The organism is Microbacterium plantarum, assembly GCF_035231185.1.
In the GTDB taxonomy this organism is placed as follows: Bacteria; Actinomycetota; Actinomycetes; order Actinomycetales; family Microbacteriaceae; genus Microbacterium; species Microbacterium plantarum.
In genome coordinates, this window is record NZ_CP141117.1 from 282,609 (window position 1) to 297,556 (window position 14,948).

Genomic DNA, 14,948 nt, shown 5'->3' on the forward strand with positions numbered 1-14,948 from the left:
CCGAACCCGAAAGAGATCCATGACCACCTGGTCGATCGCGCCCTCGGGGCGCTGGCTGCTGCATGGCGGCGAACCGACGTTCCTCCTGGCCGACACCGTCTGGGCGGCCTTCGGCGGGCCCACCGAGAACGAATGGCTCGACCATCTCGAACTCCGCCGGCGTCAGGGCTTCAACGCCCTGCTGATCAGCGTCCTGCCCATCGAGCACGACCGATCGACGGGCACCCGGTCGCCGTACGCGCTGCGCGACGGTGCCGTCGATTTCGGCGCCGGTGATCCGGACTACTGGACCGAGGCCGAGCGGCTGCTCGAGCAGGCTCGCGAGCGCGGCTTCACGCCGATGCTCGTGCTCCTGTGGAACAACTTCGTCCCGGGTACGTGGGGCTCCCGCCTCACGCCCGAGCACGTGCTCAGCGCGGACCAGACCGAGACCTACGTGCGCGAAACGGTCGCGAGGTTCCGCCGCTTCGATCCGATCTGGATCGTGTCGGGCGACGACGACCTCGACGACGACGTCGCACTCGAGCGGTACAGCTCGGTGGCGGCGCTGCTGCGCGAGGTCGCACCCGGCCAGCTGGTCACGTGGCACGACACTCCGACCGCGAGGATGCCGCAGCCGCTGGCCGACAGCGAACTCGTCGACTTCCATGCGCTGCAGTCGGGACACAACGAGGCCTGGGACACGCTGCCTGCCGACCTGACCCACTACTACCGCGCGCTCGATGTCGCTCGACCGATCATCAACCTCGAGCCCTGCTACGAGGGACTCGGGCGTTTCCGCGGCGCCGCGCGGCACTCGGCCGCCGACGTCCGTCGCGCCAGCTGGACCGGCGTCGTCTCGGGCGCTGCCGCAGGCCTGGGGTACGGCGCGCACGGCGTCTGGCCGTGGCATCGTCGCGGCGAGGGATTCTCAGCCGAAGACGTGCACGGGGCGCCCTTCCCCTTCTCGGTCGCCGCGGCGTTCCCCGGCGCCGACGATGTCGCGTACCTCCGCCGGGTCGTCGACGCGGAACGGCTGTGGGGACTCGATGCGGCTCCCGATCTGCTCGTCGCCGAGCCCTCCGGGGCCGTCACCGGGCGCGCTCCCGACGGCACGATCGCCGTTTACGCGCCCACCCCCTTCGCGCTCACCCTCGTTCTCGGCGACGTCGAGGCTGCCGGCCTGGAGGTCACCGTCCACGACCTGGCGGCACGGCGACCCGATGCCGCGCGATGGACCGCGGTGGACGGCGGCATCCGGCTCGAGCAGCCCGAGTTCACCGGCGACGCGCTGTTCGTGCTGCGCCCCGCTCGCAGCGGCGGCGAACGATGAGCGCCCGGATCGTGACGTTCGGCGAGGCGCTCGCCACCGCGACCGTCGACGAGACGGGAACTCTGACCCGGGCGACGGTCGCGGGTGCCGAGCTGAACACCGCGGTCGGGCTCGCGCGGCTCGGGCACGACGTCGCGTGGGCCTCGCGGCTCGGCGACGACGCTTTTGCCGGGCTCGTGCGCGAGACACTCCGGGTCGAGGGCATCGACGATCATCTCGTCGTGGCGGCGCCGGGGGAGCAGACAGGGCTGATCGTCAAGCATCGCCTCGACGACGGCGACATCCGCTCCGAGCACTACCGCGCCACGAGCGCCGCGAGCCGGCTGCGCTCGGATGATCTTCCGGCAGCGGCGCTCGACGGAGCCGACTGGCTGCACGCGACGTGCATCACGCCGGCCCTCGGTGCCGGCCCGAAGGGGCTGTTCGAGAACGTCCTGCACGAGGCGTCGATGCGCGGCATCCCCATCTCGCTCGATGCCAACCACCGGCCCCAGCTGATGTCGGAGGACGAGCTCCGAGCGGTCGTCGAGGACTGGATCGACGTCGTCGACACGTTCTTCTGCAACGAGGACGAGGCACGCATCCTCACCGGCACCACCTCGACGGAAGCCGCCGTCGACGATCTCGCTCGCCGGGGCCCCCGCGTCGTCGTGGTCAAGCTCGGCGGTCGCGGCGCGCTGGCCGGAGACGCCGACGGTCGGCGTTTCACCCCGGCCTCCGTCGTCGCCGAGCCGACGCACCCCGTCGGCGCAGGCGACGCGTTCGCCGCCGCGTGGATCTCGTGCACGCTGCGCGGCGACACCGTCGATGTCGCGTTGCCCATCGCCGCGTGGTGCGCGGCCCGGGTCGTGGCCGATCCCGGCGATCACGACGGCTTTCCGCGGCGTGCCGAGCTCGACGCCTTCGAAGCGGCCCGGCGCGAGCTCGCGGAGGTGGGACGATGACCGCGGACGTGCGCGCCGCGCTCCGCGCCGCCGCCGTCGTCGCCGTGCTGCGGGCGCCGTCGGAGGCGGAACTGCGTCGGCAGATCGACTTCGCCGTCGACGCCGAGCTGCCGGTGCTCGAGATCACGACGACCACCCCGGGGTGGGAGCGCGTGCTGGCGGAGATCGCCGGTGACACCGCATTCGATCGCATCCTGCTGGGTGCGGGAACCGTCACGACGGTGGCCCAGGCTGAGGCGGCGCGGGATGCCGGGGCACGCTTCCTGGTGTCGCCGACGATCGTCGAGGATGCCGTACGCGCGGCGGCCGGAGAAGCAGCATTCATCGCGGGCGGATTTACCCCGACGGAGCTCCGCGCCGCTGCCGCAACGAGCGGCATGGCGAAGCTCTTCCCCGCCGCGAGCGGCGGTCTCGGGCACCTGCGCGCGGTTCGAGACGTGCTGCCCGACGTCGCGATCATGCCGACCGGCGGCATCGGCGTCGACGACGCCGCCGACTGGATCGCCGCGGGCGCGATCGCCGTCGGGATCGGCGGCGGGCTCTTCCGCGAGCCCGTCGACCGCGTGCGCAGGCTCGTCGGGTCGCTCCGGCGGACGTCGTGACCCGGTTCCGGATCGGGTCGGACGACCTCGTCGCGGTCGTCGAGGCAGACGGGGCTCGCATCTCGTCGCTGCGCCACCTGCCCACCGAGCGTGAGCTGCTCGCGTCGACGCCGTGGGCCGACGACCCCGTCGACGCCTTCGTCATGGCCGACTCGAGCGCGCAGTGGCATCGCGCCTACCGTGGCGGGTGGCATCTGCTGCTGCCGCGGGCGGGCGACAGCCCGGCAACGGCGTCTCCGCCCCAGCCGTTTCACGGCGAAGCGGCCTGGCGCACGTGGCGCCTGACCGGCAGCCGCAACGCCTGCCGCGCGTCGGTCGTCCTTCGCACCGTCCCGCTCGCGATCGACCGGTGGATGTCGGTGCGCGCGAACATGCTCGTGATCGAGACCGCGGTACGGAACGTGGGCAGTGAGCCGGTGAGCTACGGATGGGCCGAGCACCCGGCGTTCGCCGGCGAACTGTTCGGTCCGGCCTCTACCGTGCGCACGGGCGACCGCGTCGTGCCGCTCGACCCGGCACCCGCGGCATCCTTCACCGACCTCGCCGCGCCCGCGGGCGACGTGACGATCACCGCGCCCGAGGCCGGGGTCGAGGTCGCGCTGACCTGGGACGCGGGCCTGATGCCGCGACTCTACGTGTGGCAGGAACAGCGGGGGAGCGCCGGCTTCCCGTGGTGGGGTGCGATGGATGCCGTCGGGCTCGAGCCGGCCGCCGACCCGTACGGCACACCTCTCGACGCGCTCGGCTCGCTGAAGCTCGAGCCCGGGGAGAGCCGGGAATCCGTCGTCTCGCTACGTGTCGACCGATCGGGCGATGTGGCACCGGGGGCGACGTCATAGACTCGAAGCGAGATGGCGAGAAAAGCGATTTCCCTCCGTGACGTTGCGGCTGTCGCCGGCGTCTCGGTGTCGACCGTGTCGAAGGTCCTGCGGGGCCAGGGCAAGGCGTCGGATGCCACGCGCGAGCGCATCTTCGAGGCTGCCGAGCGGCTCGACTTCCAGCCCAACGCGCTGGGCCAGTTCCTCGTCCAGGGGCGCAGCGCCACCGTGGGCGTGCTCACCATGAACGCCCCGGGCGCCTTCACGATGCCCGTTCTCACCGGTGCCACGACGACCCTCGGCACGCGTGACCTGTCGGTCCTCGTGACCGACTCGCACCTCGACCGCACGGTGCTGGCGGCCACGGTCCGCAAGCTCCGCGCCCGCAGCATCGACGGGCTGCTCGTCGTCGGCGACGGCTCCGGGTCGGAGATCCGCTCCGTCACCGCGGGGTTCCCCGCGCCGGTGGTCTACGTCTACGGCATCTCCGACGACGCCGCCGACGCATCGTTCGTCCACGACGGCTACGCCGCCGGGAAGCGCGCCGGCGAGCATCTCATCGCCTCCGGTCGTCGGCGCATAGCGCACATCACGGCCTCTGCCGACGACCATTCAGCGCGCGAGCGCGCGGACGGCCTCGCCGCGGCCCTCGCGGCCGCCGGCGCCGACCTCGCGCCCGAGCTCGTGCTGCGCGGCGATTGGTCACGGGGCTGGGGTCGCGAGGCCGCCGAGCGGCTGATCGCGTCGGGCGAGAGGTTCGACGCCGTCTGCTGCGGCAACGACACGATCGCCCGCGCGGTGATCGCTGCGCTCGCCGAGGCCGGTGTCCGCGTGCCGGAGGATGTCGCCATCACCGGGATGGACAACATCTCGGGCCTCACGGGCCAAGACGACGAGAGCCTGACCACGATCGACTTCCGCCTCGCCGACCTGGGCGCCCGGGCGGCCGCTCACCTGGCCGACGTCATCGACGGACAGCCGTACGAGCCGGGCCTGCACCGGATCGCCGGCGACCTCGTGGCGGGCGAGTCGACGGCGTCGCTGACTGCCTGACCGGCCTCAGGCCTGGCGCGAGCCGAGCACCTTCACGATCACGGAACGTCGGCGCAGCTCGGCGATCGTCCGGGTCTCCTCGTCGGCGTCGCGGCCGAGCGCGTGCACGTCCGAGACCACGACGACATCGCCCGCCGTCAGATGGCCGAACAGTCGCGACAGGCGCTCCTGCCAGCTTTCTCCGGTCTCGGGGGCGGGATGCCGGAAGCCCTCGATCGGAACGCCGAACTGGGCCAGGGCGTCGCGCTGCGCCACGATGCTCGGCATGTCGTCGCGCGAGACGACCAGACCGACGAGGCGAGCGCCGGCAGGGCGGGCTGCCCACCACTCCGGGCTCGGCTGCAGGGCCGCGAAGCTGTCGGGCAGCTCGTCGACGGGGGAGTCGGGCAGCGCGATCGTACGCGTCTCGGCGTAGTCCGCCGCCGGGCGCGTGGTCCGGTCGTCGTCGGTCGGGGTGCTCACCCTCTCATTGTCGCCGACGCGAGAACGGTTTTCACCACGAGTTCGCGTCAGAGGTCGTTCTGGCGCATCTCGAGGCTCACCTGCTGCGAGTCGAGCCGGCGTTGCGACTCGCGCAGCACCTCGGACGAGAACGCGCCCTCGCTCGACAGCTCGAGCAGTCGCGCGCGCATCGCACCGATGAGCAGCAGCTGCAGCTCGCGGGCGAGGGCGCCGGCGTCCTCGTCTGCCGCGTGCTCCAGCCGGCGGCGCGCGATCGTCAGCGTCCGGGCGTCCCACTTGCCGCCTTCTTCGACGGCGAGTGTCGGGTCGGCCAGCCGGTCGATCGCCGCGGTGCGCAGCTCGGCGTCGAGCGCTTCCTCCTCCTCGCGCAGCAGCGAGCTGTCGGCGGTGCTGCTCGGGATACGAAGCGCCCGCACCAGAGCCGGCAGCGTGAGGCCCTGAAGGAGCAAGCTGATGACGGCGACCAGGAACGCGGTGAGGATGAGGAGCTCGCGCTCCGGGGTCTCACGGGGAAGGGTCTGCGCCGCGGCGAGGGTGACGACCCCTCGCATCCCGGCCCACACGATGATCGTGCCGTGCTTCCAGCCCAGCGGCGACGCCTCGTAGTAGTCGAGGTCGTTGAACGCCCGGGTCACCCGGGTGCGCATGCTCTCCAGACGCCGGCGCGTGGCCCCGGGATTGCGGCCGCGCCCGGCGAAATCAGGCGGCAGGCTGTCGAGGCGCTCCGAGATCTGCTCGAGGCGGTCGCGCTGGCGCAGGCGTGCACGACGCCCCTGGAAGAAGATGAGCCCCGCGACGTAGACGGCGCGGATGGCGAGCAGGATCGCGAGCGAGCCGAGGGCGAGCAGGATCGCCTTTCCGGGGCCGCTCTGCTGCCGGAAGTTGTCGTCGAGGATGCCGCGCAGCTCGAGCCCCATCACGAGGAAAACCCCGCCCTCGAGGACGAGCTCGACCGTGCGCCAGTTGATCTCGTCGGAGACTCGCTGCTCGGCGGTGAAGCGTCGTGCGGCACCTTGACCCGTGGTGATGCCCGCCGCGACGGCGGCGACGAGCCCCGAGCCGCCGAGGTGCTCGGTCGGCAGGTACGCCACGAACGGGACGATGAATCCGAGGGCGGTGGCGGCGACCGTGTTCATGCGCGCCCGGACGCGCAGGTTCAGTCCGCCGACGACGACCCCCACGATCACGGCGGCGACGATTCCCCAGACGAAGGTTCCGACCGTGTCGGCGAATGCGAACCCGCCGGCGACCGCCGCGATCGCGCTGCGCAGCAGAACGAGGGCGGTGGCGTCGTTGATGAGGCTCTCACCCTCGAGGATCGTCACGACCCGCGGGGATATGCCGAGCCGCTTGACGATCGAGGTCGCGACGGCGTCGCTCGGGCTCAGCACCGCCCCGAGCGCCACCGCCAGCGGAAACCCGAGCTGGGGCAGAACGAGGGTGAGGAAGCCGCCGATCGCGAGCGCGCTGATGACGACGAGCGCGACGGCGAGCCCCGAGATCGACGGCAGATCGCGCCGGAACTCGACCGCGGGCAGACGCACCGCCGCCGCATAGAGCAGGGGAGGCAGCACGCCGACGAGGATCAGCTCGGGGTCGACCTCGAAGTCGTCGAGGATCGGCAGCCACGACGCGGCCAGTCCGACCGCGACGAGGATCAGCGGCCCCGCGACACCGAGACGTTTCGACAGCGAGGTCGAGACGGCGATCGCGACGACACCGAGGATGAGTCCGGGCAGCAGTTCCACGCGTCCGGGTGCCCGTCAGAGGATGCCGAGGGCCCGGACGGCGTCGCGCTCGTCGATGAGCTCGGCGACCGATGCGTCGAGCCGGTTTCGGCCGCGTTCGTCGAGCTCGAGCCCCGTTACGACGCGATAACCCGAGCCGTCGCTCGTGACGGGGAAGGAGCACACCAGGCCCTCGGGCACGCCGTACTCGCCGCGCGAGACGACGGCGGCCGAGGTGCGCCGGCCGTCGGTGCCGAGCACGTCGTCTCGCACGTGCCGCAGTGCCGCGTTGGCGGCCGATGCGGCAGATGACGCCCCGCGCACCGCGATGATCTCGGCGCCGCGCTTCGCGACGCGAGGCACGAACTCGTCGTCGAGCCAGGCCCGTGCGGCATCCGTTCCGCCCAGCCGGTCGGCGAGGGCGTCGGCCACGGGGCGCCCGGCGACGGTCGCGGAGGCGATGTCGGGGAACTGCGTCGCGGAGTGGTTGCCCCAGATGACCACGCCCTCGATGTCGTTCACGGGCACCTCGAGCCGCGCGGCGAGCTGAGCGACGGCGCGCTCGTGATCGAGGCGGGTCATGGCGCTGAAGCGCTCGGCGGGTACGCCTTCGGCCGCCGACGCCGCGATCAGCGCGTTCGTGTTGGCGGGATTGCCCACGACCAGCACGCGGACGTCGGATGCCGCGGATGCCGCGATGGCCGCGCCCTGCGGGCCGAAGATGCCCGCGTTGGCGGCGAGCAGGTCGCCGCGCTCCATGCCGGCCGATCGGGGCCGGGCACCCACGAGCATCGCGATGTTGGCACCCGCGAACCCCGTGCGCGCGTCATCCGTGACCTCGACCGAGCGCAGCAGCGGGAACGCGCAGTCCTGCAGCTCGAGCGCCGTTCCCTCCGCGGCTCGGACCCCGTCGGGGATCTCGAGGAGGCGGAGATTCACGGGCCGGTCGAGGCCGAGCATCTCGCCGGAGGCGATGCGGAACAGCAGGGCGTAGCCGATCTGGCCGGCCGCGCCGGTGACGGTGACGGTGGTGGCGTCCATGTGCCGAGCCTATTCCTGCCGTCGCGGCCGCACGGGGTGCCGGACCGGAGAATCGACCTCGCGGTCAGCCCTTCTGCTTCGCCTGGTGCCGGGCCACACGGTTGCGGTTGCCGCACCCGGCGGCGGTGCACCAGATCCGATTGCGTCGAGGTGAGCGGTCGAGGTAGACCCACCCGCAGGCGTCGTCGGCGCACTGCCGTGCGGTGGTGAGATCGGATGTCAGCAGGTCGTGGGCGCTCATGGCCACCGCCGCGCGCGGTCCGGAGAGATCAGCGGGCGGCACCCACACCCACGCTGAGGCGGGCTCGTCGAAGCTCAGCGACGAGCGGGCGAGGGCGTCGACGTGCTCGCGGGCGATGAGATCGGCTGCTGCCGAGGAATGCTGGAACACCGCTTCGTAGACCGCCTCGCGAAGCGCGACGACCGCGCGGTGCTCCCGGGCCGCCACGTCCGATTCGGCCCGGGGCAGTGCGCTTCTCGCGGCGCCCGTCGCGGCGCCGACATCCATCTGGTGGCACCACGACACGACGTCGTCGAAGTCGCGGAGGGTGTCGATCGCGCGTTGCGGGTCGAGCCGCCAGTGCACCGTGTCGACCAGATCGAGAGCGGGGTGCCCCGCGACCCGGGGGAACGCCGCTGCGTCGGACTGCGCCACGAATGAATGCTAACGCTCGTCGTCAGCTTGTGCCATTAGTTCAGGGCTGAGAGTGTGTAACGCATGAAAGCCAGAGCACCCATTAGACACTCCGCGGACGGTCTCGGCGCGGACTTCCGCCGTCTCTGGGTCGCGCAGGGGGCCTCCTCTGTCGGAGCGCAGGTCGGCGACCTCGCTCTCCCGCTGCTCGCCGTCGTGGTGCTCGGGGCGAGCGCCGGCGAGGTGGGGCTGCTGGGCGCGGCGAAATGGATGCCGTTCCTGCTCCTCGCGCTGCCGCTCGGCGTGCTCGTCGATCGGTCCCGTCGCCGCCGCATCCTGATCGTCGCGGACCTCGCCCGAGCTTTCCTGACGGTCGTGATCGTCGGCCTCGCCGTCACCGGGGTGCTGACGTTGCCCGCTCTCGTCGGGCTTGTCCTGCTCTTGGGCGCCTTCACCGTGGCGTTCGACGTGAGCTACCAGTCCTATCTGCCCACCGTCGCGGGCCGGTCTCACCTCGAGCGCGCGAACGGTCGCCTGCAGGCGACGGCCGCCGTAGCTCAGATCGGCGGCCCCGGGATGGCGGGGCTGCTCGTCCAGACGCTGACCGCCGCCTGGGCCCTCATCGCTCCCGCGGCCACGTACCTCGTCTCGGCACTCGCCCTGACGAGCATCTCCACCCGGGAACACCGCCCCGTCCCCAGCGGCCGCGGTGCGCTGTCGGAGTTGCGCGAGGGCTTGCGTTTCGTGCGGCGAGATCGCTTCCTGATCGCCCTCGTCGCATTCGCCGCCATCTACAACCTGTTCGCTCAGGCGATCACGGTGCTGTTCACGGTGCACGCCGTCCGCGAGCTCGGGCTGGATGCGGGGCAGCTCGGGTTGATCTTCGGGCTCGGTGCCGTCGGTGCCGTGGCGGCCGCGGCGAGTGCCCCGGCAGCGGTGCGCCGCTTCGGGGCGGGGTCGGTCTTGATCGCATGCGCAGTCGCGGAGAGCATCGCGCTGTCGATGCTGCCGCTCGTGCCCGCATCCTGGTCGCCCACGGTGCTGGTGGCGGTGCTGGCCGCGGCGTTCGCGCTGAACGGAGCCGGCACGTCGCTGTCGAGTGTCGTCGCCGTGACGTTGCGTCAGCTGCGGACGCCGGACGAGGTCCTCGGGCGCGTGAACGCGACGATGCGCTGGGTCTCGTACGGGGTGGTCGCGATCGGCGCGGCGATCGGCGGCGGGCTCGGTGAGCTGGTGGGCACCCGGGCCGGGATGGCCATCGCGGGTGCGGGCGTCATGCTGACGGTCGTCTGGGTCGTGCTGTCGCCGCTGCGCTCGATCCGCGATCCCCGCGAGCTGGTCGACGCGAGCGGCGTTTCGGACGGAGGGCCCGAGGCGGCGCATCCCGGCTCGTCTCCGTGCGGCGACGTGATGGGCGACGCGCCGCAGGTACGGTAAAGCGCATGAACGAACGCGACCGCGGAGCCGCACGGTGAGCGTGTCGGCCGCCCTGGCCGGCATCCTGTATCCCGAGATCGAGCCCTACGAGACGGGCTTCCTGCTCGCCGGCGACGGCCAGCGCGTCTATTGGGAGCAGTCGGGCAATCCCGCGGGCAAGCCGGTCGTGTTCCTGCACGGCGGCCCCGGCGGCGGAACCTCGCCCTGGCACCGCCGCTTCTTCGACCCCGAGGCCTACCGGATCATCCTGTTCGACCAGCGCGGCTGCGGGAAGTCGACGCCGCACGCGAGCGATCCGGCCGCCGACCTCCGCTACAACACCACGTGGCACCTCGTCGCCGACATCGAACTGCTGCGGCGCAACCTCGGCATCGACCGATGGCAGGTCTTCGGCGGCTCGTGGGGCTCGACGCTCGCACTCGCCTACGCGCAGTCGCACCCGGATGTCGTCTCGGAGCTGGTGCTGCGCGGGATCTTCACGCTGCGGCGCCACGAGCTCGAGTGGTTCTACGAGGGCGGGGCGGCAGCGCTGTTCCCCGACCTGTGGGAGGACTACCTCGCCCCGGTTCCGGTCATCGAGCGGAGCCGACTGATCGAGGCGTACCACCGGCTGCTGACCGACCCCGATCCGGCGGTGCACGTTCCCGCCGCCCAGGCCTGGACGCGCTGGGAGGCCTCGACCGTGACCCTCCGTCCCGACCCGGAGCTGGTGGCCGGGATGACGGAGGCGGAGTCGGCGACCGCGTTCGCGCGGATCGAGAACCACTACTTCCTCAACGGCGGATGGCTGCGTGAAGGGCAGCTGATCGAGGATGCCGCGTCGGGCCGCCTCCGCGGCATCCCGGGTGTCATCGTTCAGGGCCGCTACGACGCGTGCACGCCCCCGATGACCGCATGGGACCTGCACCGGGCCTGGCCCGAGGCCGAGTTCGTCATGGTCGACGACGCCGGCCACTCGGCCGGTGAGCCCGGCATCGCCGCGGCCCTCGTCGCCGCGACCGACCGCTTCGCCCGCTGACGCGCGCCGCGCCGCGCGCGCCGGTGCCGCGCCGGCGCCGAGAACGCACCGTCGCCGCGAGAGCGCACCGCGGATGGTGCGTTATCGCGGGGAGAGTGCGGTCTCGGCGGGTCGAGCCGCGGGCCAGTGCACCGACACGTCGAGGCGACGGCGGGTCGGGCCGGACCCAGGGGCGACGAGCATCGGGAGGAGCGCGGCCATCGCTTCGCGGCCCAGCTCGTCACCGTCGACGTCGATCGCGGGCACGTCGTCGGCTCCGATCGCCTCGGCCACCAGGCGTTCCGCACTGACGACGATCTCTCCGGGCGAGGCGACGCCGCGAGCGCGGAGGGCGAAGACGAGACCGAGCCCGATGGATGTCGCGTAAGGCACAGCCGCCGTCGCGCCCGAGTCGATGACCGCGTCGGCGGTCGCGACACCCGCCGCGAACGTCGCCGGAAAGGGACCGAGCGCGGTCAGCTCGACGCGCTCGCCGACGGCGGCCTCGATCGCGGCCGAGCGCTGCCGGTCCTGCCATGATCCCTCCGGACCTCCGAGGTACACGATTCCGCGGTGGCCCGCGTCGGCCAGGCGCGTCGCGAGCTCGGCGAACGCGCTCGCGGTGTCGGCCACGATCGAGGTCATGCCGTCGATCTCACGGTCGACGAGGACCGTCGGCCCGAAGGCGCCGGCGGCACGGACGATGTCGTCGGGGCCACGCGGTGCGACGAGAATGCAGCCGTCGACCTGCCGGGCGAGGCGCTCGAGCTCGTCGAGCCCGTCGACGTCGTCGAGCCGGTGCACGGCGACCGTGAGCTGCAGGTCGGACTCGCGGGCGCGCTCCTGAGCCCCCGCGATGATCGGCGTGAAGAAGGCGTTGTCGAGCGTCGGCACGACGAGGGCGACGATGCCGCTGCGCCCGCGAGCGAGGTGGCTGGCGGCGCGGTTCGGGATGAAGCCGAGCGTCTCGGCCGCGGCGCGCACGCGCGCGACCGTCTCGGGGGCGACGAGGTCGGGGCGGCTGAGCGCCCGGGATGCCGTCGACTTCGACACACCCGCATGCGCGGCGACATCGGCGAGTGTCGTCACCGCGCCCCCTTCGTCCCGCCGCCGCATGGCGCGACGGTCCGCTCATCCTACTGAGCGGGAGCAACCGGTTGCGCCGCCGATGAACGCCGGTTTTACACGGTGTTAACACGAATGGTCGCGCGCCTCCCCGCGCGGGCTCTACGGTAGGAGCAACCGGTTGCGCAACCGGTTGCACCCGCACCCCCTCGCACGAACGGAGTTCGCTCGTGGTTTCACGCCGCACCGGACTGCTGGCCCTCCCCGGGCTCGCGCTCCTGCTGGCGGGGTTCCTCATCCCGTCGATCGCGATGCTGTTCGCCCCTCCCGGTGTCAGCCTGGTCGACATCCTCGAACGCCTCGGCCGGATGCTGACCGACCCGTTCGATCTCGCGATCATCGGGCGCACGGTCGGGCTCGGCCTCATCGTGACCGTCATCTGCATCGTGCTGGGGTTCCCGATCGCCTACCTGCTCGCCCGCTCGACCTCGCGCTGGTCGGGTGTGCTGCTCGCCCTCGCGATCTTCCCGCTGCTGCTGAGCAATGTCGTGCGCACCTTCGGCTGGCTCGTGCTGCTGGGGTCGAACGGCGCGATCGGCCAGCTGCTCACGGGGCTGGGACTCGTCGACCGCGCGCCGCAGCTGCTCTACACCGAGCTTGCGATCGTGCTGGGTCTGACGCAGCTCTTCCTGCCGCTCGCGATCATCTCCTGCTACTCCGCCGTCGCTCAGGTCGACCCCGGACTGGACGACGCCGCGCGCGGTCTCGGCGCGAGCCGCACCCGCACCTTCTGGGGCATCGTCGTGCCGCTCTCGGCGCCGGGCATGGTCGTCGCGTCGACCCTCGTCTTCGCGGGCAGCGTCACCGCCTACACGACCCCCTACCTGCTCGGCGGATCGAGCCAGCGGATGCTGTCGACGCAGCTCTACTCGTACTCGAGCGTGACGATCGACTGGGCGGCGGCCAGTGCGACGGCCATCATCATGACGGTCCTCGTGTTCGCCGTCTCGGGCCTGTCCGCCGTCGTCGGACGACGGGGGGCCACCGCGTGAAGACGAGTCGTCCCGTCGCGGCATCCCTCGCCGTCGCCGGCTACATCATCATGATCGTGCCGATCCTCTTCGTGGTGGCCACGGCGTTCACGGGCGGACGCACCCTGCGCTTCCCGCCCGAGGGCTTCTCGCTGCAGTGGTTCGAGGCAGCGCTGAACTACGACCCGTTCATCAGCGCGCTGCTGTCGAGCCTCCAGCTCGCCCTCATCGCGACGGTGCTCGCGCTGCTCATCGGGGTTCCGGTGACGCTGGCGATCCACCGCGGCCGGCTCCCCGGCAAGGGGCTCGTCGAGGGGCTGTTCCTCTCGCCGCTCATCGTCCCCGAGCTCGTCGTCGGCCTCGCGCTCTACCAGCAGCTGATGATCGGCCTGCGCCTCGACAACTTCCCGGTGCTGCTCATCGGCCACACCGTGCTGATGCTGCCCTACGCGGTGCGGGTCACCGGGGCGTCGCTCGCACTCGCCGATCCCGGCATCGAAGAGGCGGCGCGCGGCCTCGGCGCCTCGCCGCTGCGCGCCTTCTTCTCGGTCACGCTGCCCCTGCTGCGCCCCGGCATCTTCTCGGCCGGGCTGCTGAGCTTCGTCACCTCGTTCAACAACGTGCCGCTGTCGCTGCTGCTGCAGAGCCGTGACTTCCGCACGCTCCCCGTCACCATGCTCGACTACGTCCAGCAGAGCTACGACCCGATGGTCGCGGCCACGAGCACCATCATCCTCGCGGGCACCGTCGTCATCGCCGTCATCGCCGAGCGCACGGTCGGCTTCGCCCGCATCTTCGGAGGGATCAACCGATGACCACCGCAGCAGAGTTCGTCGGGGTGACCCAGCGCTTCGGCGACTTCACCGCCGTCGACGACATCGACCTCGCCATCCCGTCGGGGCAGCTCACCACGCTGCTCGGGCCGAGCGGATGCGGCAAGACCACCTCGCTGCGGATGCTCGCGGGTTACACGCAGCCCACCTCGGGCCGCATCATGATCGCGGGCGAGGACGCCACCCGCACCCCGCCCGAGCGGCGCGGGCTCGGCATGGTGTTCCAGTCGTACGCCCTGTTCCCGCACATGAGCGTGGCCGAGAACGTCGGATACGGCCTGAAGCTGCGCAAGGTCCCGGCAGCGGAGCGCCGCCGCCGCGTCGAGGAGTCGCTCGATCTCGTCGGTCTCGGACACCTCGCGGCGAGCCGGCCCAAAAAGCTCTCGGGCGGGCAGCAGCAGCGCGTGGCTCTCGCGCGCGCCATCGCCATCCGCCCGACCCTGCTCCTGCTCGACGAGCCGCTGTCGAACCTCGACGCGCGCCTGCGCGTGCAGATGCGCGCCGAGATCCGCCGCATCCAGTCCGAGACCGGCCTGACCGTCGTGCTCGTCACGCACGATCAGGACGAGGCGCTCGAGATGTCGGACCGCATGGTCCTCATGCGCGACGGCCGCATCATGCAGGAGGGTGCTCCCTCTGAGGTCTTCACCGATCCGGCCAATCGTTTCGTCGCGGAGTTCCTCGGCTACGAGAACTTCCTCGCCGCCGCTGACGGTTCGTTCACGACCGTGCGCCCCGAGCATCTCGCTCTCGGACTCCCCGCCGACGGCACCGGGCTCGCGCTCGACGGAGTCGTGCTCGACGTCGCCTACCGCGGGGTCGACCGTCTCGTGACGATCGAGACTGCGGACGCCACCGGCGCGGCCGTGCGTCTCATCGCCGACGTTCGCGACGAGGCCGTCGCTGCACGCCCGGGCGACCGGGTCACCGTCACCGCTCCCGCGGCCCGGCTCATCCGCCTCGCCGCCTGAACGCATCCGCCGTCCCGCCCG

General features: G+C 71.9%; 15 protein-coding genes. 10 read left to right on the forward strand and 5 right to left on the reverse strand.

Annotation, left to right across the window (positions count from 1 at the left end; all coding sequences use genetic code 11):
• Window positions 1-19 precede the first annotated feature (19 nt).
• From VC184_RS01325 to VC184_RS01345, 5 genes are read left to right on the forward strand one after another with little or no spacing between them, the layout of a single operon-like run.
• Window positions 20-1,312, forward strand: coding sequence for an apiosidase-like domain-containing protein (locus VC184_RS01325; RefSeq protein ID WP_323987062.1), 1,293 nt, complete (start codon window positions 20-22; stop codon window positions 1,310-1,312).
• A complete protein-coding gene (locus VC184_RS01330) occupies window positions 1,309-2,256 on the forward strand; it encodes a sugar kinase (protein ID WP_323987064.1) in 948 nt (315 codons plus the stop codon). The genes VC184_RS01325 and VC184_RS01330 overlap by 4 nt, the downstream gene beginning before the upstream one ends.
• Window positions 2,253-2,858, forward strand: coding sequence for a bifunctional 4-hydroxy-2-oxoglutarate aldolase/2-dehydro-3-deoxy-phosphogluconate aldolase (locus VC184_RS01335; protein ID WP_323987066.1), 606 nt, complete (start codon window positions 2,253-2,255; stop codon window positions 2,856-2,858). Before VC184_RS01330 ends, VC184_RS01335 begins: the two co-directional genes overlap by 4 nt.
• A complete protein-coding gene (locus tag VC184_RS01340; protein ID WP_323987067.1) occupies window positions 2,855-3,697 on the forward strand; it encodes an aldose epimerase family protein in 843 nt (280 codons plus the stop codon). Before VC184_RS01335 ends, VC184_RS01340 begins: the two co-directional genes overlap by 4 nt.
• A 12-nt stretch (window positions 3,698-3,709) precedes the next feature.
• Entirely contained in the window at window positions 3,710-4,729 is a 1,020-nt protein-coding gene (locus VC184_RS01345; protein WP_112615933.1) for a LacI family DNA-binding transcriptional regulator, read from the forward strand.
• A gap of 6 nt (window positions 4,730-4,735) precedes the next feature.
• On the opposite strand, the gene VC184_RS01350 is transcribed toward VC184_RS01345, so the two are convergent.
• From VC184_RS01350 to VC184_RS01365, 4 genes are all read right to left on the reverse strand, one after another.
• A complete protein-coding gene (locus tag VC184_RS01350) occupies window positions 4,736-5,191 on the reverse strand; it encodes a recombinase family protein (protein ID WP_023952973.1) in 456 nt (151 codons plus the stop codon).
• A 47-nt stretch (window positions 5,192-5,238) separates the two neighbouring features.
• Window positions 5,239-6,939 carry a cation:proton antiporter gene (locus VC184_RS01355; RefSeq protein WP_282501899.1) on the reverse strand — a complete coding sequence of 567 codons (1,701 nt, stop codon included), beginning with the start codon at window positions 6,937-6,939 and terminating at the stop codon, window positions 5,239-5,241.
• Window positions 6,940-6,954: 15 nt separating this feature from the next.
• A complete protein-coding gene (locus VC184_RS01360) occupies window positions 6,955-7,959 on the reverse strand; it encodes a malate dehydrogenase (RefSeq protein WP_323987068.1) in 1,005 nt (334 codons plus the stop codon).
• Between the two features lie 64 nt (window positions 7,960-8,023).
• The gene (locus VC184_RS01365) at window positions 8,024-8,614 is read right to left on the reverse strand and encodes a CGNR zinc finger domain-containing protein (protein WP_282501901.1); all 591 of its coding nucleotides are present in this window, start codon (window positions 8,612-8,614) and stop codon (window positions 8,024-8,026) included.
• A gap of 63 nt (window positions 8,615-8,677) precedes the next feature.
• Between VC184_RS01365 and VC184_RS01370 the strand changes: the two genes are divergently transcribed.
• Together VC184_RS01370 and pip are read left to right on the forward strand one after the other, a co-directional pair.
• Window positions 8,678-10,030, forward strand: a complete 1,353-nt coding sequence (locus VC184_RS01370; protein WP_323987069.1) for an MFS transporter — start codon at window positions 8,678-8,680, stop codon at window positions 10,028-10,030.
• A gap of 40 nt (window positions 10,031-10,070) precedes the next feature.
• The gene (gene pip, locus VC184_RS01375; protein WP_323987797.1) at window positions 10,071-11,048 is read left to right on the forward strand and encodes a prolyl aminopeptidase; all 978 of its coding nucleotides are present in this window, start codon (window positions 10,071-10,073) and stop codon (window positions 11,046-11,048) included.
• A gap of 81 nt (window positions 11,049-11,129) precedes the next feature.
• Here the strand turns inward: pip and VC184_RS01380 are convergent, their stop codons facing one another.
• Window positions 11,130-12,116, reverse strand: coding sequence for a LacI family DNA-binding transcriptional regulator (locus tag VC184_RS01380; protein ID WP_323987070.1), 987 nt, complete (start codon window positions 12,114-12,116; stop codon window positions 11,130-11,132).
• A 206-nt stretch (window positions 12,117-12,322) separates the two neighbouring features.
• On the opposite strand from VC184_RS01380, the gene VC184_RS01385 reads away from it, so the two are divergent.
• From VC184_RS01385 to VC184_RS01395, 3 genes are read left to right on the forward strand one after another with little or no spacing between them, the layout of a single operon-like run.
• The gene (locus VC184_RS01385; protein WP_112615945.1) at window positions 12,323-13,144 is read left to right on the forward strand and encodes an ABC transporter permease; all 822 of its coding nucleotides are present in this window, start codon (window positions 12,323-12,325) and stop codon (window positions 13,142-13,144) included.
• Complete coding sequence (locus VC184_RS01390) at window positions 13,141-13,938, forward strand: ABC transporter permease (protein WP_023952964.1); 798 nt, start codon at window positions 13,141-13,143, stop codon at window positions 13,936-13,938. The genes VC184_RS01385 and VC184_RS01390 overlap by 4 nt, the downstream gene beginning before the upstream one ends.
• A complete protein-coding gene (locus VC184_RS01395; protein ID WP_323987071.1) occupies window positions 13,935-14,927 on the forward strand; it encodes an ABC transporter ATP-binding protein in 993 nt (330 codons plus the stop codon). The genes VC184_RS01390 and VC184_RS01395 overlap by 4 nt, the downstream gene beginning before the upstream one ends.
• The last annotated feature ends 21 nt before the right edge of the window (window positions 14,928-14,948 follow it).

Coding starts and splice junctions, on each gene's coding strand:
- VC184_RS01345 (WP_112615933.1), top strand. CDS start 3,710: ATGGCGAGAAAAGCGATTTCCCTCCGTGACGTTGCGGCTGTCGCCGGC.
- VC184_RS01335 (WP_323987066.1), top strand. CDS start 2,253: ATGACCGCGGACGTGCGCGCCGCGCTCCGCGCCGCCGCCGTCGTCGCC.
- VC184_RS01360 (WP_323987068.1), bottom strand. CDS start 7,959: ATGGACGCCACCACCGTCACCGTCACCGGCGCGGCCGGCCAGATCGGC.
- VC184_RS01370 (WP_323987069.1), top strand. CDS start 8,678: ATGAAAGCCAGAGCACCCATTAGACACTCCGCGGACGGTCTCGGCGCG.
- VC184_RS01325 (WP_323987062.1), top strand. CDS start 20: ATGACCACCTGGTCGATCGCGCCCTCGGGGCGCTGGCTGCTGCATGGC.
- VC184_RS01330 (WP_323987064.1), top strand. CDS start 1,309: ATGAGCGCCCGGATCGTGACGTTCGGCGAGGCGCTCGCCACCGCGACC.
- VC184_RS01395 (WP_323987071.1), top strand. CDS start 13,935: ATGACCACCGCAGCAGAGTTCGTCGGGGTGACCCAGCGCTTCGGCGAC.